We start from the raw sequence: 19469 nt of genomic DNA, 5'->3' as shown, positions 1-19469 counted from the left end.
GCGGCACGGGCACACCGCCCGTGCCAATTTTTTTACACCACTACTATCCGCGCTTAACTCACCGAAAATAGGTGGCCGCTGGAATCGTTATAGCTGCCAGCAAAGTTTGCAAAGTTATGAGCGATGCCATCAGGCGCGCATCGCCTCCCAGTTGGCGCGCCATGATGTAGGCATTGGGAGCGGTCGGCAGCGCGCAGTAAAAGCACGCTGCCAGCGCCACCGGTTCCGATACCCCGAACGCGACGCATACGCGCGAAGCCACCAGCGGCAGCACGAGCAATTTGAGAAAGGATGTCAGGATAAGCGCCGCAGGCCGCAATCCATCCAGCGAAAATACCAGCCCGCTGCCCACGCATACCAGCCCGAGCGCGAGCGCCGATTTGGCGAGGATGTCGAGGGTATTCATCAATGGCGCCGGAAACGCCAGGCCAAGCAGGCTGGCAGCGATGCCAGCCAACGTGGAGACGATGATGGGATTGGTGACCAGGGTCTTAGCGACTGTGGTCAGGTCGGCCTTCCTACCGCTCCACCAGGAAAGCGCCAGGACCGACAGCATGTTTACCACCGGCAGGCAAAGCGCCAGCGCCAGCATCACTAGCGCGGCCGTCTGCTGCGGGAAGAAGAGGGCGGAAACAGCAATGCCAAAGTAGCTGTTGGGGCGCATCGCCCCTTGCACGACGGACGACCGGCTGGTATCGGGCAGTCCGTGCCAGAACAAGAGCACGAGCAGGGCAAGCCCCACGACGATGAAAGTCGGCAGCAGCGTGGCCAGCGCCAGCTCGCCTGCCAGCCTGCCGTAGAAGTCCAGCTTTGCAATGCCGGTAAACAGCAATGCCGGAAAGGCGATGTAGTAAGAGAATTTTTCCAGCGAAGGAAAGAAGTCTTCCGGCATCCAGTGGGCACGGCGCAGCGCCACGCCCAGAATGATGAGCAGGATTACCGGAACGATGGACGCCAGCACGCTAGCGCTCCGCCAATTGGCGGTTGTGGAGGCCCGACAGCGTGAGCAGCGCGACCGTGCCGCCGATCAGCGCCATGAACATATCGGATTGCGTATCCCACGGGTCGCCCTGGGTGCCGAGGAATTCATCGGCCCCCTGGCCCATCGCCACTGCCGCCCCCCATTCGATCAGCTCATAGCCCGCGCTGATCGCCATCACGATGCAGATCACGATAAACGACAGCATCTTGCCGCGCTCCAGATAGGCGCCGCGCAGAAGGATTTCACGCGCCACCATGGCCGGCACAAAGCCCTGTGCAAAATGGCCAATCTTGTCGTAAGGATTACGCGAGAGTCCAAACCAGTGCTGCATGTCGAAGCCGAGCGGCACACGCGCATAAGTGTAGGCGCCGCCCACCATCAGGATCACGCAGTGCACCGCAATCAGCGCGTACAGCAAGTCCGTCAGGCGGAAACTGCGGTAAGTCGCCGCCATCAGCGGCAGGGCCACCAAGGCCGGCGCCACCTCCATCCACCAGGTAGCTCGGTCATATGGGGCAATGCCGGACCAGGCCAGCACAATCAGGACAATGGCGGCCAGCGCCAGGTGAAGAGGAGCGATTGTTCGGTTCATGCCCGAATATTAACGCGAAAGCTGGCGCGGTTCTTGCAACTGTGTGGGTATGAGCCGCAATTTACGCATCGTTTTGATCCACCCAGCGCACGAAAGTGAGGCACGCGCACAGGCCTTGAACGCCGGTTTGGCGGAGGCGGGGTACGAACTCGTGGCCTCGCTGGCAGCTGATTTTCACCTGCCCGAACACATCGCCCGCCTGCAACCCGACATGATTATTGTCGACGCCGAATCGGACGCGCGCGACGTGCTTGAACACATCGTGATTGCCACTCGCGACGAGCGCCGCCCCATCGTCATGTTCACCGAAGACGACAAGGCAGATTCCATGGAAGCGGCAATGGCGGCGGGGGTTTCCGCCTATGTGGTGGCGGGTTTGCAGCCCGAACGCATCAAGCCTGTACTGAACGTGGCAATGGCCCGTTTCAAGCAGGAACAGAAGCTGCTTGACGAGCTGGAAGGCACTCGCTTGAAGCTGGCCGAGCGCAAGCTGATCGACCGCGCCAAGGGCATTTTCATGGCGCGCCAGGGCCTGTCCGAAGACCAGGCTTTCCAGAAGCTGCGCACCATGGCCATGAACAAAAACCTGAAGCTGGCCGAATTGGCGCAGCGCATCCTGGACGCGGAGGATTTGCTCGGTTAATGCACCGTTGTGGTGCGTCGCCGGCAGGAGTGAAGTATGCAGATTGAAAAAGACATCGTCAGGATTGGCTTTAACCCGCTGACCGATTGCGCGTCGCTGGTGATGGCGGCTGTACTGGGCTTGGACCGCAAGCATGGCATCCGTATCGTATTAAGCAAGGAAACATCCTGGGCCGGCGTGCGCGACAAGCTGCTGACCGGCGAGCTGGATGCAGCCCACGCGCTGTATGGGCTTGTCTATGCAACTCATCTCGGCATAGGCTCGGCGCGGCGCGACTTGGCAATCTTGATGAATTTGAATCGCAACGGCCAGGCCATCACGCTATCGCGCCGCCTGGTCGACCAGGGCGTACGCGACGGTGCTGCCGTCGCCGCCCTGTCGCATCAGCGCGAACTGCGCTGGGCCCAGACTTTCCCGACCGGCACGCACGCCATGTGGCTTTACTACTGGCTGGCGGCGCACGGCGTGCATCCGCTACGCGAGGCGCGCGTGCTCACCGTGCCGCCTTCCCAGATGGCGAGCAACCTGGCAGCCGGCCACATGGACGGCTTTTGCGCCGGCGAACCTTGGAACCACCGTGCTGTGATGGACGGCGTGGGCGTGACCATCGCCACCAGCCAGCAAATCTGGCCGGACCATCCGGAAAAGGTTCTCGCAACGACTGCCGATTTCGTGCGCCGCAATCCCAATACTGCACGCGCATTGGTGGCCGCCGTGCTGGAAGCCAGCCGCTGGATCGACGCCAGCACCACCAACCGCATGGCAATGGCCGAAATCATCTCCGCCATCCAATACGTCAATACGGGCAAGGACGTCATCTGGCAGCGCATCCTCGGCCATTACGAGGATGGCATGGGCCGCAGCTGGGAGGACGCGCACAGTATGCGCTTCCACCACGAAGGCGCAGCCAATTTCCCTTACCTGTCGGATGGCATGTGGTTCATGACCCAGCAGAAGCGCTGGGGCTTGCTCAAAGCCTCGCCGGATTATCTAGGCGTGGCCCTCAAGATTCACCAGACCGCACTCTATAAAGAGGCGGCGGAAATAACGGAGACTCCAATCCCCGCCAGCACCTTGCGCAGCTCGGTGCTGATGGACGGAACCACCTGGGATGGCAAGGACCCCGAGCGCTATGCAGGGTCCTTCGACATTCACATGTAGCGAAGGAGAATCCATGCAGGAGCCGGCCAAGCCCTTGTCGGGCGAAGTATTTGGAGCATTGATCAACCTGTCCGGCCGCCGCCGTTTCACATCGCAAAGGCTGGTGCTGTACGCCGTGCTTGCGGCCCAGGGCCAGGAAGGCGCCGCCGAAACGGCGCGCGATGCGCTCAAGCTTTTCCGCGACGCTCACCACACGCTTTTGAACGGCAGTGATGCCTTGCCGGGCATCTTCTGCCCCGAGCTCCAGGACGCCTATCATGGCCGCCCCGATGGCGCGCGCCAGATTGCCGCATTCATCGAACTGGCCCAGCGCGCGCTGGACAGGGGCAAACCCGGCCCGGCGCTGGAGCAGCTGGTGGCCTCCGCCACGCCGGTGCTGTCGGTGCTCAACCAGATCACGGCCATCTACGAAGAGCAGTCCAAGAAGCACGCAATCCTGATGAAAAGGCAATTGCGCGGCGTGATCACGGAGATCGAGACCATTGCTCGCCAGGCCAAGATGGTTACCTTCAATGCCCGCGTGGTGGCGGCGCGCGCCGGTCACGCCGGACGCGAATTCGCGGTGGTGGCCGGGGTGCTGTCGAATATCACCACGGAAATCGACGACATGGTTAAAGCCGCGCTGCAGGCGGCCAACGCCTGACCCGCGCACCAAGGTGTGCACCGGTGCGTGCGCTATTGCGGTGCACCATTCTTGGGCGCGGTGCACCGCCAGATAGCGAAACCATGGTTCGCAGGCATGTTTCGAATGCGTTTGCCCCGCATTTCCCCCTCAAACAGGCTGGCACAGCTCTTGCAAAGCATAGGTAAAGGGTCGATCTAACGGAGGATCGGCAAAACCGGACAACGGCGTCCGCGCAGCGCTCCTTCGATAGGAGCGGCTGTGCGGACGCCTTTTTGTTTTCAGGGATAACGACATGGCCAAAGCGACCAGCATCAAATTGTTTTCGTTCTCAACGCCGCAGATGCGTGCCTTCCACCTCACCTGGATGGCCTTCTTCGTCTGCTTCTTCGCGTGGTTCGCCTGCGCGCCACTGATGCCGGTGATTAAGGGCGAATTCGGCCTGACTCCAGCGCAAATCGCTAACATCAATATCGCAGCGGTGGCGATCACGATCATCGTGCGCCTGGTGATTGGCCCGTTGTGCGATCGATACGGCCCGCGCAAGGCCTACACCGGCCTGCTGCTGCTTGGCGCCCTCCCTGTGCTGGGCGTTGCCGCTGCGCAGACTTATGAGAGCTTCCTGTTCTTCCGCCTCCTGATCGGTGCGGTGGGCGCCAGCTTCGTCATCACCCAGTACCATACCTCGGTCATGTTCGCGCCGAACGTGGTCGGCACCGCCAACGCGGCAGCCGCCGGCTGGGGCAATGCAGGCGGCGGCGTGGTGCAGTCCACTATGCCGATGATCATGGCCGCCATGGTCCTGTTGGGCGTGAATGAAACCTTGGGCTGGCGCGCCGCCCTGATGGTGCCGGGCGTGCTGATGCTCATCATGGCCTTCGTCTACTACCGCTTCACCCAGGACTGCCCGGAAGGTAACTATGCCGACCTGCGCGCTGCCGGCGTCGAGCTGGAAGGCGGCAAGAAGGGCGGCTGGGCGAGCTTCAAGCTGGCCGCACAAAACTACCGCGTATGGCTGCTGTTCGTCACCTACGGCGCCTGCTTCGGCGTGGAGATCTTCATCCACAACATCGCCGCAACGTATTACGTCGACACCTTCAAGCTGTCCTTGCCGCAGGCCGGCATGGCAGCGGGCAGCTTCGGCTTGCTGGCGCTGTTTGCCCGCGCCCTGGGCGGCTACGTTTCCGACAAGGCCGCCTACCGTGGCAGCCTGAATAGCCGCGTCACCCTGCTGTTCGTAATGATGCTGGGCGAGGGCATCGGCCTGCTGTTCTTCTCCAAAGCGGACAGCGTGATGTTCGCTGTGATTGCGATGCTGGTGTTCGGCCTGTTCACCCACATGGCATGCGGCGCGACTTACGCCCTGGTGCCCTTCGTCGACAAGCGCGCCCTGGGTGGCGTGGCCGGCATCATCGGCGCCGGCGGCAACGTGGGCGCGGTGGCTGCGGGCTTCCTGCTGAAAGGGGTGGGCAACACCCAGCAGACCTTGTGGATCCTCGGCGTGCTGGTTGCCATCTCCGCCCTGTGCGCACTGGCTGCCCGCTTCAGCGAATCCACCGTCAAAGAAAATGCAATCGCAGGAGCAGCAGCATGAAGAAGATCGTCGTCATCGGCCACGGCATGGTTGGCCACCAGTTCCTGAAATCGCTGCCGGCCGGCAGCGCCCAAGTGACTATCCTGTGCGAAGAACCGCGCCCGGCATATGACCGTGTGCACCTGTCCGAATTCTTCAGCGGCAAGAGCGCAGAGGAACTGTCGCTGGTGGAAGAAGGCTTCTTCGACCGCGACGATATGGTGCTCAAGCTGAATGGCCGCGCCGTTGCCATCGACCGCGTTGCGCACACCGTCACCACCAACAGCGGCGAAGTGCTCCCTTACGACAAGCTGGTGATCGCCACCGGCTCCTTCCCCTTCGTGCCACAGATCGAAGGCAAGGATCGCAAGGACTGCTTCGTCTACCGCACCATTGAAGACCTGGAAGCGATGCAGGAATGCGGCGCCCGTTCCAAGACCGGCGTGGTGATCGGCGGCGGCTTGCTCGGCCTGGAATGCGCCAAGGCGCTGAAAGACCTGGGCCTGGAAACCCACGTCGTTGAATTCGCACCGCGCCTGATGGCCGTGCAGGTCGATGATGGCGGCGGCCGCGTGCTGCGCCAGAAGATCGAAGACTTGGGCGTGACCGTCCACACCGGCAAGAACACCACCGCCATCGTGGCTGGCGAAAGCGGCGCCCATCGCATGCAGTTCGCCGACGGTTCGCACCTTGACGTCGACATGATCGTTTTCTCCGCCGGTATTCGCCCTCGCGACTACCTGGCGCGCGAATGCGGCCTGGAAGTCGGCCCGCGCGGCGGCATCTCGATCAACAACCAGTGCCAGACCAGCGACCCGGACGTGTACGCGATCGGCGAGTGCGCACTGTGGAACGGCCAGGTCTTCGGCCTGGTGGCCCCGGGCTACGACATGGCCCGCGTCACCGCGCGCCACATCAGCGGCGACACCAGCGCTGAATTCGGCGGCGCCGACATGAGCACCAAATTGAAGCTGATGGGCGTGGACGTGGCCAGCATCGGCGACCCGCACGCCAAGGCGGAAGGTGCGCGCAGCTACCAGTTCACCGATGAACGCAAGCAAGTGTACAAGAAGATCGTGGTCTCCGACTGCGGCAAGTTCCTGCTGGGCGGCGTAATGGTGGGCGATGCCGGCGAATACGGCACCCTGCTGCAGATGATGCTGAACAAGATCGAACTGCCGGAAGCGCCGGAATTCCTGATCCTGCCGCAATCGGACGGATCAGCCAAGCCAGGCCTGGGCGCTGATTCGCTGCCGGATTCGGCACAGATCTGCTCCTGCAACGACGTCACCAAGGGCGCCATCTGCGCCGCTGTCGCCGACGGCGCCACCAGCATCGGCGCCATCAAGAAGTGCTGCAACGCCGGCACTTCCTGCGGCGGCTGCGTGCCGCTGGTGACCACCATCATGAAGGCGGAGATGAAGAAGCAGGGCATGGACGTGAATAACCATGTCTGCGAACACTTCCCGCACTCGCGCCAGGAACTGTTCCACCTGATCCGCGTCGGCCAGATCAAGTCCTTCGAAGACCTGCTGCACCGTCACGGCAAGGGCTTGGGCTGCGACGTCTGCAAACCGCTGGCGGCAAGCATCTTTGCCACCTGCTGGAACGATTTCGTGCTGAAGAAGGAGCACGCCAGCCTGCAGGACTCGAACGACTACTTCCTGGGTAACATCCAGAAAGACGGCACCTACTCGGTGGTGCCGCGCATGCCGGGCGGCGAAGTAACTCCGGAAGGCCTGATCGCCGTCGGTCAGGTCGCCAAGAAGTACGGCCTGTATACCAAGATCACAGGCGGCCAGCGCGTCGACCTGTTCGGCGCCCGCGTCGAGCAGTTGCCTGAGATCTGGGAAGAACTGATCGCTGCCGGCTTTGAAACCGGCCACGCGTACGGCAAGTCGCTGCGTACCGTGAAATCCTGCGTCGGCTCCACCTGGTGCCGCTATGGCGTGGACGATTCCGTCGGCCTGGCCATCGAGCTGGAAAACCGCTACAAGGGCTTGCGCACTCCGCACAAGATCAAGTTCGGCGTTTCCGGCTGCACCCGCGAGTGCGCCGAAGCGCAGGGCAAGGACGTGGGCATTATCGCCACTGAAAAGGGCTGGAACCTGTACGTATGCGGCAACGGCGGCATGAAGCCGCGCCACGCCGAGCTGATTGCGTCGGACCTGGACAAGGCAACCCTGGTGGCCTACATCGACCGCTTCCTCATGTTCTACAGCCGCACCGCGGACCGCCTGCAGCGCACCAGCACCTGGCGTGAAAACCTGGAAGGCGGCCTGGATTACCTGAAGGACGTGATCATCCAGGACAAGCTGGGCATCAACGCCGAGATGGAAGAAGACATGCAGCGCGTGGTCGATACCTACGCCTGCGAATGGAAAGAGGCCGTCAACAATCCAGAAACGCGCGCCCGCTTCCGCCATTTCGTCAACAGCCCGGATGCAGACAGCAATGTGGTCTTCATGGAGGAGCGCGGCCAGATCCGTCCAGCCACCGTGGAAGAACGCAAGAGCATCCCAATCAAAGCCATCGCCTGAGGAGAGAGACCATGCACCGTGATACCCAAGCTTCCGCCTGGACCGCAGTCTGCGGCGTCGAAGAAATCGTCCCGAACACCGGCGTGTGCGCACTGCTGCAAGGCCAGCAAGTTGCCGTCTTCCGCATGAACGACGGCGACGATAGCCGCGTCTTCGCGATCGGCAATTACGACCCGAACTCCGAAGCATCCGTGCTGTCGCGCGGTCTGGTGGGCAACCTGGGCGAACGCCTGGTTGTCGCCTCGCCGATCTACAAGCACCACTTCGACCTGCAAACCGGCGAATGCCTGGAAGCGCCGGAGCATTCCGTGCCAACCTGGCCAGCACGCATCGAAGGCGGAAAGGTCTGGGTCGGGGCATGAAGCCCGCCCTGGTCGTCATCGGCAACGGTATGGCCGGCATGCGCACGGTCGAGGAGCTGCTCAAGCTCGATCGTGACATGTACGACATCACCGTTTTCGGTGCGGAACCGCACGGCAACTACAACCGCATCTTGCTTTCGCCGGTGCTGGCAGGCGAGAAGACGGTCGATGACATCATGCTCAATACACGCGAGTGGTACGAGAAAAACAATATCACCCTGCATGCGGGCGATCCGGTTGAATACATCGACCGCAAGCGCCGCCTGGTGCGCGCTCGCTCGGGGCTGGAAGTGCGCTATGACCGCCTGCTGATCGCTACCGGTTCGCGTCCTTTCATCATTCCTGTGCCGGGCCACCAGTTGCCGGGCGTCCTGGCATTCCGCGATATCCAGGACGTCGAATCGATGCTGGAAGCGGCGCGCAGCCATCGCCACGCCGTGGTGATTGGCGGCGGCCTGCTTGGCCTGGAAGCCGCCAACGGCTTGCAGCGCCAGGGCATGCACGTCACCGTAGTGCACGTGACCGAGACGCTGATGAACCAGCAGCTCGACAAGCCTGCGGCGCAATTGCTGCAAAAGGCGCTGGAAACCAAAGGCCTGGTCTTCCGGATGGAAGCGCAGACCAGCGAAATCGTCGGCCCCGACCGCGTGACCGCCGTGCGCTTTGCCGATGGCAGCGAGATTCCGGCCGACCTGGTGGTGATGACCGCCGGCGTGCGTCCGAACATCGAGCTGGCCCGCCGCAGCGGCCTGCATTGCGAGCGCGCCATCGTGGTGGACGATACCCTGCAAACTTTCGACCCGCGCATCTATGCTGTCGGTGAATGCGTGCAGCACCGCCGCTCCACTTTCGGTTTGGTGGCGCCGATCTGGGAGCAGGCGCGCGTGTGCGCCGCCCACCTGGCAGGTGCTGGCCACCGCCGCTACGTGCAGCAGGCAACGCCAACCCGCCTGAAGGTGACGGGTGTGGACTTGTATTCGGTTGGCGACTTTATCGGTGGCGAAGGCAGCGAAGACCTGGTGCTGCGCGATCCGCGCCGCGGCGTGTACAAGCGCCTGGTGCTGGATGGCGGCCGCGTGACCGGCGCCGTACTGTATGGCGACGTGCAGGACGGCCCATGGTACTTCGACCTGATCCAGAACCGCACCGACATCTCGTCGATGCGCAACCATCTTTTGTTTGGGCAGGCGCTTTGCGCGCAGGCTGCGTGAATTCATGATTAAGACGACGTGCGCCTATTGTGGAGTTGGTTGCGGTGTCACAGCGACACCGCGTGAGGATGGCGGGTTTGATATTGCCGGCGATGCCGCGCATCCCGCCAATCAGGGGCGTTTGTGCGTGAAAGGCTCGGCGCTGAGCGAGACGATCGGTCTCGAAGGCCGCTTGCTGTACCCGATGTTGCGCGAGCGTGGCGGCGACGGTTCGCTGCACCGCGTGGCATGGGGCGAGGCGCTAGACCACGTCGCCGACAAATGGCGCGCGATCATTGACGAGCATGGCCCGGATGCCGTGGCCTTCTACGTCTCCGGACAGTTGCTGACTGAGGACTATTACGTCGCCAATAAGCTGGTTAAAGGCTATATCGGCAGCGCCAATATCGACACCAACTCGCGCCTGTGCATGTCGTCCGCCGTGGCCGGCCACAAGCGCGCGTTCGGCGAAGACGTGGTGCCGGTCAATTACGAGGATATCGATCACGCCGACATGGTCGTGCTGGTCGGCTCCAACCTGGCCTGGTGCCACCCGATCCTGTTCCAGCGCCTGACGCGCGCGAAGGAAGCGCGTCCCGACATGAAGATCGTGGTGGTCGATCCGCGCCGTACCGCCACCTGCGAGCTGGCCGACCTGCACCTGCCGATTAAGGCGGGCACCGACGTCTGGCTGTTCAACGGCCTGCTGGCCTATCTCTCGAGCATTGGCGCCGTCGATGCCGATTTCGTCGCCGCTCACACCAATGGCCTGGACGGAGCACTGGCCGCCGCCACGTTGACGCCGGAAGAGGTGGCGCGCGCCTGCCGCCTCAACCTGCAAGACCTGATGGAATTCTACGAGTCCTTCGCTGCGACCGCGAAAGTGATCACGGGCTTCTCGATGGGCGTGAACCAGTCCAGTGCGGGCACGGACAAGGTGAACAGCATCATCAACTGCCACCTGATCGGCGGCCGTATCGGCAAGCAGGGCATGGGCCCGTTCTCGATCACCGGCCAACCGAATGCCATGGGTGGCCGCGAAGTGGGCGGCCTGGCGAACATGCTTGCTGCGCACATGGACCTGGACAACGCCACCCACCGCGACGCGGTGCAGACTTTCTGGGAATCGCCGCGCATCGCTTCGCGCCCGGGATTGAAGGCGGTCGACCTGTTCGAGGCCATCGAAGCGGGTAAGGTAAAAGCGGTGTGGGTCATCGCCACGAACCCGGTAGTCAGCTTGCCGAATGCAGACCAGGTGCGCCGCGCGCTGGAACGCTGCGAGCTGGTGGTTGTTTCCGACGTGGTGCGCGATACCGACACCAACGCCTACGCCGACGTTCTGCTGCCGGCCCTGGCCTGGGGCGAGAAGGATGGCACGGTCACCAACTCCGAGCGCCGCATTTCGCGCCAGCGCGCCTTCTTGCCCGCACCGGGCGAGGCGAGGGCGGACTGGCTGATCCTGTCGCAGTTCGCGCTGCGCATGGGCTATGACGGCTTTGGCTACGCCAGCGCCGCAGAAATCTTCACCGAACACGCGCGCCTGAGCGCCTTCCGCAACAGCGCCGCCGAACTGCCGCGCGCCTTCGATATCGGCGCCCTCGGCACGCTCGGTGAATCCGCCTACGACGCACTGCAGCCGACGCAATGGCCCGCCATCGCATCTGTCGACGCGCCAGCAGTGGAGCGCCCCTTCGCCGACGGTCGCTACTCGCACGCCGATGGCCGCGCGCGCTTCGTGGCTACTGTGCCGCGTGCTCCGGTCAACATGCCGGATGTCGAATACCCGATTACACTGAACACCGGCCGCGTACGCGACCACTGGCACACCATGACCCGCACCGGCCGTGCGCCGAAGCTGGCCGACCACATCTCCGAGTCCTTCATCGACATGCACCCGCAGGACGCGCTGCTATGCGGCGTGAAGGATGGCGAACTGGCACGCATCACCAGCCAGTGGGGCAGCATGATCGCCCGTGTGCAACACGGCGGCGGCATCGCACGCGGCAGCGCCTTCGTGCCTATCCACTGGAACAACCAGACAGCCTCGGACGCCCGTGTCGGCGCCGTGGTGAACCCGGTGGTGGACCCTGTCTCCGGCGAGCCGGAATTCAAGCACACGCCTGTAATCGTCGACCGCTTCCCGGTCAAATGGCACGGCTTTATCCTGAGCCGCGACCCGCTCCAGTTGGACGCGCTGGCCTACTGGACCAAGGTGCAAGGTAAAGACTTCCAGCGCTACGAACTGGCCGGACGAAACTCCATCGACGACTTTGGAACATGGGCGCGCAAGCTGCTCGGCATCAAAGACGACGATGCCGACTGGCTCGAATACTCCGACCGCACCTCCGGCGTATTCCGCGCCGTACACCTGGTCGACGACCGCATCGCACAATGCATCTTCCTCTCGGCCCGTCCCGACCTGCCGGCCCGCCAATGGCTGGCCAGCCTGTTCGACAAACCGAAGTTGGAAATGGCCGACCGCGCGGCCCTGCTGGCGGGCCGTCCAATCGCGGCAGGCGCCGATACCGGACCAACGGTCTGCTCCTGCTTCGGCGTTGGCCGCAACACCATCTGTAACGCCATCCGCGAACAGAACCTCACCACGCCGGCCCAGATTACGGCCTGTGTGAAAGCAGGCGGCAACTGCGGCTCCTGCGTGCCTGAGCTGAAGAAACTGCTGAGTGAAGTACGGGTGGAGGAAACCGCGTAAAACCTGCCTGTGCTAAAGTTGTCATGGGAGCGCATCATGAGCATCCGTGACAACTTTACCTACACGGACATGGACGAGTGGCTCAACGAAAAACGAGTCACCGAAATAGAATGTCTGGTGCCGGACCTAACCGGCGTCGCACGCGGCAAGATCGTGCCGAGGGCGAAATTTTCCGAAGAGCGGGGCATGCGCATCCCTGAAGCGGTGCTCGGCATGACCGTCACCGGCAACTCCCCGCAAGACGATGCCGCCTACGACCGCGCCATTTCACCGACTGACCGCGACATGGTGCTCAAGGCCGATCCCAGCACCATCACAATGGTGCCCTGGGCCACCGACCCGACCGCGCAAGTGATCCACGATTGCTATTTCGCCGACGGCCGCCTGGTCGACTTTGCGCCGCGCTCCGTGCTGCGCCGCGTACTCAAACTATATGAAGACAAAGGCTGGTGCCCCATCGTCGCACCCGAGCTGGAGTTCTACCTGACCGACAAGAATTCCGATCCGGACCTGCCGCTGAAAGCGCCCATTGGCCGCAGCGGCCGCGCCGAAACCAGCCGCCAGGTCTACAGCATCGACGCAGTCAACGAATTCGACCCGCTGTTCGAAGACATCTTCGACTATTGCGACATGATGGGCCTCGACGTCGACACCCTGATCCACGAAATCGGCGCAGGACAAATGGAGATCAACTTCCTGCACGGCGAACCGCTTGGCCTTGCCGACAACGTCTTCTACTTCAAGCGCACTTTGCGCGAAGCGGCCATCAAGCACCACATGTACGCCACCTTCATGGCCAAGCCCATGGCCGGGGAACCCGGATCGGCGATGCACGTGCACCAGAGCGTGCTCGATTGCAGCACGCGGAAGAATATTTTCAGCGATGAAGATGGCGCCCCATCCCAGCTGTTCAAGTACTACATCGGCGGCCTGCAACGCTTCATGCCTGCTGCACTGGCGATAGCAGCGCCTTACGTGAATTCCTACCGCCGACTTGTGCGCCACACGGCGGCGCCGATCAATATCCAGTGGGGGATGGACAACCGCACCGTCGGCTTCCGCGTGCCCGAATCGGGCGTGCAGGACCGCCGTATCGAGAACCGCATCATTGGCGCCGATGCCAACCCCTACCTCGCGCTGGCGGTCACGCTGGCCTGCGGTTACCTCGGCATGACTGGACAGATCGAACCCACCGGCCCCACGGCAGGCAGCGCCTACGATATGGAATACGAACTACCGCAAGGTCTTCCCGATGCACTGCGTGCGCTCAGGGCGGAAGAACAGCTGCACCAGGTGCTGGGCGAACGCTTCATCGACGTCTACGCCGCCGTGAAAGAGCTGGAGCACCGGGAATTCATGCGCGTGATCAGCCCTTGGGAACGCGAGCACCTGCTATTGCATGTCTGATATCAAAATAAAGAGCGGTTGCGTGCCTAAAAGAATTCCGTTATATTGAACGCACTGTTCTGTATATCGGACTTGTACAACAAGACGGTGTATTGACTGATTTGCATCAAGAGTCGGTTTATCCGACGCCAACCTGCCTACCCGGGCAAGGTGGAAGCCATCACGGCGATGCGGCCTATTAACGGCAACGAAGCGGGCGCACATGGATTGCTCCGAATCGAGCCAAGAGTTCAGGAGAAAACCATGAGCATTCAAGCGTCCTACACCCCAGCCCAAGACCTCAGCGCATGGCGCGACCAGTTCCGCCTCACCCATACCTTCCACCTGTCGCTGGGTTCCAATGAGCCTGTCGCCGGCCAGCTTGATTCGATCCTGAAAAACTCAAACGCGACGATCGAGAAGTGGGTTATCTCGCGCCGTGGCGGCCATTACGATCACTGTATTACCGTTGAAGGTATCGGCGACGAATCCGCGCGCGAATTACGCAAGGAACTCGCCGGCCTGAATGGCGAGATCAAGGTGCACGTGGAGCACATGGTCCACTTCGGGAATTAAATCCCGCCCATGCAGATGTATTTGATGACAAGGTAGTCCTCGATGCCGTGCGTCGAACCTTCGCGGCCCAGGCCCGATTGCTTCACGCCGCCGAACGGCGCGATCTCGGTCGAAATCAGGCCGGTGTTGACGCCCACCATGCCGCTCTCCAGTCCTTCCGCCACGCGCCAGATGCGGCCGATGTCGCGGGAGTAGAAGTACGCTGCAAGTCCAAACTCGGTATCGTTGGCCAACGCCACCGCTTCCTCATCACTCTTGAAGCGGAACAGCGGCGCCAACGGGCCAAAGGTTTCTTCGTGCGCCACCAGCATGCCGGCATTCACGTTCGCGAGAACAGTAGGCTGGAAGAAGCTGTGCCCCAGCTCATGGCGTTTGCCGCCCAAGAGCAATTGTGCGCCCTTGCCCAGAGCATCGGCGATATGCTCTTCCACTTTAACGACGGCCTTCTCTTCGATCAGCGGGCCTTGCGTCACGCCGTCGTCGGCGCCGTTGCCGACCTTGAGCTTGCGCACCGCTTCCACCAGCTTGGAGGCGAAACTGTCGTACACCCCATCCTGCACGTAGATGCGGTTCGCGCACACGCAAGTCTGGCCGGCATTGCGGTACTTGGAAGCGATCGCGCCTTCGACCGCAGCATCCAGGTCCGCATCGTCGAATACGATGAAGGGCGCATTGCCGCCCAGTTCCAGCGATAGCTTCTTGATCGTCGGTGCGCACTGTTCCATCAATAGCCGGCCAACTGCGGTGGAGCCGGTAAAACTGAGTTTGCGCACGATAGGATTGGAAGTCATCTCGCCGCCGATTTCACGCGAGGCACCGGTGATTACGCTGAACACGCCCGCGGGCACGCCTGCACGTTCCGCCAGCACGGCCAGCGCCAGCGCCGAAAACGGTGTGAGCTCCGCAGGCTTGACCACCATCGGACACCCCGCTGCCAATGCAGGACCGGCTTTACGCGTGATCATCGCGGAAGGAAAATTCCACGGCGTGATAGCCGCGCTCACGCCAATCGGCTCGCGCGTTACGACGACACGCTTATCGGGCCACGGCGACGTCAGGGTTTCGCCGGCAATGCGCTTGGCTTCTTCACCAAACCATTCGATGAACGATGCGGCGTAAGTGATTTCGCCTTTGGATTCGGCCAGCGGCTTGCCTTGTTCCGCCGTCATCAGCGCCGCCAGGTCGTCGGCATTCGCGAGGATCAGGTCATTCCATTTGCGCAGGATGGCAGCGCGCACCTTGGCCGGTTTTTTGCGCCATTCAGGCCATGCGGCATTCGCCGCTTCGATGGCGCGGCGGGTTTCGGCGGCGCCCATTTTCGGCACAGTACCAAGGGATTCGCCCGTCGCAGGATTGGTGACGTTGATCGTTGCGCCCCCGTCGGCATCGCACCATTGGCCAGCGATAAAACACTGTTGGCGCAGAAGGCTTGGATCTTTCAGGGTCAGCATGATTCACCTCCAAAGTAAAAATCCAGTATAACGGGTATCACCCCGCACGGTTGCCACATTCGCAAATTGGGAATAAGATCAAACTGCACACTGATAGTTACCGAAGACTAAAATGCGCCGCCCCATCGTACTGGTCCCCGCCTGCAGCCATAAAATAGGCTCACATCCCAGCTACGCCGCACAAAACAAATACGTTGATGCGGTGGCTGTGGGAGCACGCTGTCAGCCGCTGCTGATCCCTCCATTGGGGGAGAACACGGATATTGAAAGCCTGCTCGCAATTGCCGACGGCATTATGCTGACCGGCGCCGCCTCCAATGTGCAGGCGCGCCTGTATGGGCAGGACACGCTTGATCCATCGCTGCCGCAAGATCCCGCGCGCGATGCGACCACTTTGCCATTGATCCGCGCCGCGCTGGCCCACGGCATTCCGCTGCTGGCGATTTGCCGCGGCTTCCAGGAAGTGAATGTGGCGCTGGGCGGCACACTGCACCAGGCCTTGCATACGGTGCCCGGCTACTTTGATCATCGCGAAGACAAAGCGCAGACATTGGAGCAGCAATACGGCGCCGCCCACCGCATCAAACTCGAAGCGGGAGGTTTGCTGGTGCATATCCTGGATGGTGCTAGCGAAATACAAGTGAACTCCCTGCACGGGCAGGGCATCGATCGCCTCGCACCAGGCCTGCACGTCGAGGCGCGCTCAGACGACGGCGTGATCGAGGCTTATTCCATCACGGGTTCTCCCGCATTTTCGCTAGCGGTTCAATGGCATCCGGAATGGCGCGTGGAAGAGAATCACGATTCCATGCGCCTGTTCAGCGCCTTTGGCCTTGCTTGCCGCGTTCATAGGGACCGCATCCCTTAGGTAGCTTTCCTTCAGTAGTGCATTTTCTAAACTACCTGAGAGGAAGCGATGGCAATTCGCGAAAATTTTAGTTATACCGATATGGACGAGTGGCTCAATGAAAAGCGAGTCACCGAGATCGAGTGCCTGGTCCCTGACCTTACGGGCGTCGCTCGCGGCAAAATTCTCCCACGCGGTAAATTCACCCAGGAGCGCGGCATGCGCATTCCTGAAGCGGTGCTCGGCATGACCGTCACCGGCAATTATCCAACAGAGGATGATGCCTATGATCGCGCCATTTCCAGCACCGACAGAGACATGATCCTGAAGGCCGACCCCACCACCATCACCATGGTGCCGTGGGCGGCCGACCCAACTGCGCAAGTGATCCACGACTGCTATTTCAGCGATGGCAGGCTGGTTGATTTCGCGCCGCGCTCAGTGCTGCGCCGGGTGCTCAAGCTGTATGAAGACAAGGGCTGGTGCCCAATCGTTGCGCCGGAACTTGAGTTCTACCTGACCGACAAAAACTCCGATCCCGATTTGCCGCTGAAGGCGCCAATCGGCCGCAGCGGCCGCGCCGAAACCAGCCGCCAGGTGTACAGCATCGATGCGGTGAACGAGTTCGATCCGCTGTTCGAGGACATCTACGATTACTGCGACATGATGGGCCTGGACGTGGATACCCTGATCCACGAAATCGGCGCCGGGCAAATGGAGATCAACTTCCTGCACGGCGAGCCGCTTGGCCTGGCCGACAAGGTGTTCTTCTTCAAGCGCACCTTGCGCGAAGCAGCGCTGAAGCACCATATGTACGCCACCTTCATGGCCAAGCCCATGGCGGGCGAGCCGGGATCGGCAATGCACATCCACCAGAGCGTGGTCGATGCGCGCAGCGGCTGGAATATCTTCAGCAACCAGGATGGCTCGCCATCGCAATTGTTCAAGGCCTATATCGGCGGCCTGCAACGCTATATGCCTAGCGCCCTGGCGATTGTGGCGCCGTATGTGAATTCCTATCGCCGCCTCGTGCGTCATACGGCAGCGCCGATCAATATCCAGTGGGGCATGGACAACCGCACCGTCGGTTTCCGTGTGCCGGAAGCGGGTGTGCAGGACCGGCGGGTAGAGAACCGCATCATTGGCGCGGACGCCAATCCTTACCTGGCATTGGCGGTTACCTTGGCCTGCGGCTATCTCGGCATGACCGAAGGGCTGGAGCCGACTGCGCCGACCATGGGCAGCGCCTACGACATGAAGTACGAGCTGCCGCAAGGCTTGCCGGAAGCTTTGAGCATCCTGCGCGCAGAAGACAAGCTGCGCTTCGTGCTGGGCGAACGTTTCATCGACGTCTACGCCGCCATCAAGGACCTGGAACACCAGGAGTTCATGACCGTCATCAGCCCGTGGGAGCGCGAGCACCTGCTGCTGCACGTCTGAGGAGGCGATCATGGACGATACAAAGACGATCCAGGCGCGAGACCACGCCCATTACCTGCATCCTTTCACCGACCATAAGGCGCTCGGCGAGCGCGGCGTGCGCGTGATGGTGCGCGGCGAAGGCATCTACCTGTGGGATTCGGAAGGCAAGAAGATTTTGGACGGCATGTCCGGCCTTTGGTGCGTCAATCTTGGCTATGGGCGGCACAGCATTTCCAAGGCGGTGTTCGAGCAGATGGAGACGCTGCCCTTCTATAACAGCTTCTTCAACACCACTAATGTGCCGGCGGTGCAGCTGGCCGCCAAGCTGGCCGAGATCGCGCCGCCGGGATTCCGGCATGTGTTCTTCACCGGCTCCGGCTCGGAGGCGAACGACACCAATGTGCGCATGGTGCGCCGCTATTGGGACTTGAAAGGGCAGCCGGGCCGCCACACCATCATCAGCCGCTTTAACGCTTACCATGGCAGCACCATGGCCGGTGCTTCGCTGGGCGGCATGGAGGGCATGCATGCACAGGGCGGCCTGCCGATCCCCGGCATCGTGCATATCCGTCAGCCGAACTACCTGGAAGCGGGGCGCGGCATGACGGAGGACGAATTCGGCATCGAGGCTGCCTCGTGGCTGGAGCAGAAAATCCTCGACGTCGGCCCGGAAAAGGTAGCGGCCTTCATCGGCGAACCAATCCAGGGTGCGGGCGGCGTAGTGATCCCGCCGGGCACCTACTGGCCGGAGATCCAGCGCATCTGCGACAAGTACGGCATCCTTATCATCGCCGATGAAGTCATCACGGGCTTTGGCCGCACCGGGCAAATGTTCGCGAGTGAGCTGTTCGGCATCAAACCGGACCTGATCACCTTCGCGAAAGGCGTCACCTCGGGCTATATCCCGCTAGGCGGCGTGCTGGTTGGCGAACGCGTGGCGGAGGTTCTCATCGGTCAGGGCGGCGAGTTCACGCACGGCTTCACATACTCCGGCCACCCGGTCGCTTGCGCGGCCGCGCTGGAGTCTATCCGCATCCTTGAGGAAGAGCAGTTGGTACAGCGTGTGCGGGAAGACACCGGGCCATACCTGGCCCAGCGCTTCGCCACCCTCGCTGACCACCCTCTGGTGGGCTATGCCAATAGCTGCGGCTTTGTGGCCGGCCTTAACCTGGTGCGGCGCAAGGGGCCAACCATCCACGGCCACGAATACTTCGACCCCAAGCTGGAAGTGGGCATGGTGTGCCGCGGCTATATGTTCAACAACGGCATGATCATGCGCGCCGTGGGCGACCGCATGATCATTGCGCCGCCGCTGGTGATGACACGCAAGCAGATCGACGAAATGGTGGCCCTGATCCGGCGCTGCCTTGACGATACCTATGCGGACTTGCAGCAGAGAGGATGGATGTAAG

General features: G+C 62.0%; 16 protein-coding genes and 1 riboswitch. Of the genes, 13 read left to right on the top strand and 3 right to left on the bottom strand.

Annotated features, from left to right (window positions below):
* Nucleotides 1-58 precede the first annotated feature (58 nt).
* Both AC1RTP_RS15495 and AC1RTP_RS15490 read right to left on the bottom strand, forming a co-directional pair.
* On the bottom strand, nucleotides 59-961 hold the full coding sequence (locus tag AC1RTP_RS15495; RefSeq protein ID WP_498608518.1) for an AEC family transporter: 903 nt from the start codon (nucleotides 959-961) through the stop codon (nucleotides 59-61).
* A gap of 1 nt (nucleotide 962) precedes the next feature.
* Nucleotides 963-1574 (bottom strand): DUF2238 domain-containing protein, encoded by a 612-nt coding sequence (locus tag AC1RTP_RS15490; RefSeq protein WP_498608517.1) that lies wholly within the window; start codon nucleotides 1572-1574, stop codon nucleotides 963-965.
* Nucleotides 1575-1623: 49 nt separating this feature from the next.
* Between AC1RTP_RS15490 and AC1RTP_RS15485 the strand changes: the two genes are divergently transcribed.
* The 10 genes from AC1RTP_RS15485 to AC1RTP_RS15440 all read left to right on the top strand — a co-directional run bounded on the left by AC1RTP_RS15485 (nucleotide 1624) and on the right by AC1RTP_RS15440 (nucleotide 14337).
* The gene (locus tag AC1RTP_RS15485; protein WP_498608516.1) at nucleotides 1624-2217 is read left to right on the top strand and encodes an ANTAR domain-containing response regulator; all 594 of its coding nucleotides are present in this window, start codon (nucleotides 1624-1626) and stop codon (nucleotides 2215-2217) included.
* A 36-nt stretch (nucleotides 2218-2253) separates the two neighbouring features.
* On the top strand, nucleotides 2254-3378 hold the full coding sequence (locus tag AC1RTP_RS15480) for a CmpA/NrtA family ABC transporter substrate-binding protein (RefSeq protein WP_498608515.1): 1125 nt from the start codon (nucleotides 2254-2256) through the stop codon (nucleotides 3376-3378).
* Between the two features lie 13 nt (nucleotides 3379-3391).
* The gene (locus AC1RTP_RS15475; RefSeq protein WP_498608514.1) at nucleotides 3392-4021 is read left to right on the top strand and encodes a methyl-accepting chemotaxis protein; all 630 of its coding nucleotides are present in this window, start codon (nucleotides 3392-3394) and stop codon (nucleotides 4019-4021) included.
* 274 nt (nucleotides 4022-4295) lie between these two features.
* On the top strand, nucleotides 4296-5594 hold the full coding sequence (locus AC1RTP_RS15470) for an MFS transporter (RefSeq protein WP_498608513.1): 1299 nt from the start codon (nucleotides 4296-4298) through the stop codon (nucleotides 5592-5594).
* Nucleotides 5591-8113, top strand: a complete 2523-nt coding sequence (nirB, locus tag AC1RTP_RS15465; RefSeq protein WP_498608512.1) for a nitrite reductase large subunit NirB — start codon at nucleotides 5591-5593, stop codon at nucleotides 8111-8113. Before AC1RTP_RS15470 ends, nirB begins: the two co-directional genes overlap by 4 nt.
* 11 nt (nucleotides 8114-8124) lie before the next feature.
* Complete coding sequence (gene nirD, locus AC1RTP_RS15460; protein ID WP_498608511.1) at nucleotides 8125-8475, top strand: nitrite reductase small subunit NirD; 351 nt, start codon at nucleotides 8125-8127, stop codon at nucleotides 8473-8475.
* Nucleotides 8472-9686 carry an NAD(P)/FAD-dependent oxidoreductase gene (locus AC1RTP_RS15455; protein WP_498608510.1) on the top strand — a complete coding sequence of 405 codons (1215 nt, stop codon included), beginning with the start codon at nucleotides 8472-8474 and terminating at the stop codon, nucleotides 9684-9686. Before nirD ends, AC1RTP_RS15455 begins: the two co-directional genes overlap by 4 nt.
* Before the next feature lie 4 nt (nucleotides 9687-9690).
* Complete coding sequence (locus AC1RTP_RS15450; protein ID WP_498608509.1) at nucleotides 9691-12375, top strand: molybdopterin-dependent oxidoreductase; 2685 nt, start codon at nucleotides 9691-9693, stop codon at nucleotides 12373-12375.
* Nucleotides 12376-12411: 36 nt separating this feature from the next.
* Nucleotides 12412-13782 (top strand): glutamine synthetase family protein, encoded by a 1371-nt coding sequence (locus tag AC1RTP_RS15445; RefSeq protein ID WP_498608508.1) that lies wholly within the window; start codon nucleotides 12412-12414, stop codon nucleotides 13780-13782.
* A 98-nt stretch (nucleotides 13783-13880) separates the two neighbouring features.
* A riboswitch (SAM-I-IV-variant riboswitch) is annotated at nucleotides 13881-13984 on the top strand.
* 41 nt (nucleotides 13985-14025) lie between these two features.
* Nucleotides 14026-14337, top strand: a complete 312-nt coding sequence (locus AC1RTP_RS15440) for a hypothetical protein (protein ID WP_498608507.1) — start codon at nucleotides 14026-14028, stop codon at nucleotides 14335-14337.
* Here the strand turns inward: AC1RTP_RS15440 and gabD are convergent.
* On the bottom strand, nucleotides 14334-15788 hold the full coding sequence (gene gabD, locus AC1RTP_RS15435; RefSeq protein WP_498608506.1) for an NADP-dependent succinate-semialdehyde dehydrogenase: 1455 nt from the start codon (nucleotides 15786-15788) through the stop codon (nucleotides 14334-14336). The genes AC1RTP_RS15440 and gabD overlap by 4 nt on opposite strands.
* Nucleotides 15789-15900: 112 nt before the next feature.
* Here gabD and AC1RTP_RS15430 point away from each other — a divergent pair, with 112 nt between their 5' ends.
* Genes AC1RTP_RS15430 through AC1RTP_RS15420 form a run of 3 tightly spaced genes read left to right on the top strand, consistent with a single transcriptional unit; the run spans nucleotide 15901 to nucleotide 19468 of the window.
* Nucleotides 15901-16656: a gamma-glutamyl-gamma-aminobutyrate hydrolase family protein gene (locus tag AC1RTP_RS15430; RefSeq protein WP_498608505.1), complete on the top strand. Its 756-nt coding sequence runs from the start codon at nucleotides 15901-15903 to the stop codon at nucleotides 16654-16656.
* Nucleotides 16657-16704: 48 nt separating this feature from the next.
* Nucleotides 16705-18075, top strand: coding sequence for a glutamine synthetase family protein (locus AC1RTP_RS15425; protein WP_498608504.1), 1371 nt, complete (start codon nucleotides 16705-16707; stop codon nucleotides 18073-18075).
* A gap of 10 nt (nucleotides 18076-18085) precedes the next feature.
* Complete coding sequence (locus tag AC1RTP_RS15420) at nucleotides 18086-19468, top strand: aspartate aminotransferase family protein (RefSeq protein ID WP_498608503.1); 1383 nt, start codon at nucleotides 18086-18088, stop codon at nucleotides 19466-19468.
* The last annotated feature ends 1 nt before the right edge of the window (nucleotide 19469 follow it).

The organism is Pseudoduganella sp. GW821-FHT11H04, from assembly GCF_058807935.1.
The sequence above is the reverse complement of the archived record's forward strand: the minus strand, read 5'-3'. Positions and strand labels throughout refer to the sequence as shown.

Excerpts from the sequence above, each read along its gene's own strand:
- gabD (WP_498608506.1), bottom strand. The coding sequence starts at position 15,788 with ATGCTGACCCTGAAAGATCCAAGCCTTCTGCGCCAACAGTGTTTTATC.
- AC1RTP_RS15475 (WP_498608514.1), top strand. The coding sequence starts at position 3,392 with ATGCAGGAGCCGGCCAAGCCCTTGTCGGGCGAAGTATTTGGAGCATTG.
- AC1RTP_RS15420 (WP_498608503.1), top strand. The coding sequence starts at position 18,086 with ATGGACGATACAAAGACGATCCAGGCGCGAGACCACGCCCATTACCTG.
- AC1RTP_RS15450 (WP_498608509.1), top strand. The coding sequence starts at position 9,691 with ATGATTAAGACGACGTGCGCCTATTGTGGAGTTGGTTGCGGTGTCACA.
- AC1RTP_RS15490 (WP_498608517.1), bottom strand. The coding sequence starts at position 1,574 with ATGAACCGAACAATCGCTCCTCTTCACCTGGCGCTGGCCGCCATTGTC.
- AC1RTP_RS15480 (WP_498608515.1), top strand. The coding sequence starts at position 2,254 with ATGCAGATTGAAAAAGACATCGTCAGGATTGGCTTTAACCCGCTGACC.
- AC1RTP_RS15485 (WP_498608516.1), top strand. The coding sequence starts at position 1,624 with ATGAGCCGCAATTTACGCATCGTTTTGATCCACCCAGCGCACGAAAGT.
- AC1RTP_RS15425 (WP_498608504.1), top strand. The coding sequence starts at position 16,705 with ATGGCAATTCGCGAAAATTTTAGTTATACCGATATGGACGAGTGGCTC.
- AC1RTP_RS15430 (WP_498608505.1), top strand. The coding sequence starts at position 15,901 with ATGCGCCGCCCCATCGTACTGGTCCCCGCCTGCAGCCATAAAATAGGC.
- AC1RTP_RS15440 (WP_498608507.1), top strand. The coding sequence starts at position 14,026 with ATGAGCATTCAAGCGTCCTACACCCCAGCCCAAGACCTCAGCGCATGG.
- AC1RTP_RS15470 (WP_498608513.1), top strand. The coding sequence starts at position 4,296 with ATGGCCAAAGCGACCAGCATCAAATTGTTTTCGTTCTCAACGCCGCAG.
- nirB (WP_498608512.1), top strand. The coding sequence starts at position 5,591 with ATGAAGAAGATCGTCGTCATCGGCCACGGCATGGTTGGCCACCAGTTC.
- AC1RTP_RS15455 (WP_498608510.1), top strand. The coding sequence starts at position 8,472 with ATGAAGCCCGCCCTGGTCGTCATCGGCAACGGTATGGCCGGCATGCGC.
- nirD (WP_498608511.1), top strand. The coding sequence starts at position 8,125 with ATGCACCGTGATACCCAAGCTTCCGCCTGGACCGCAGTCTGCGGCGTC.
- AC1RTP_RS15445 (WP_498608508.1), top strand. The coding sequence starts at position 12,412 with ATGAGCATCCGTGACAACTTTACCTACACGGACATGGACGAGTGGCTC.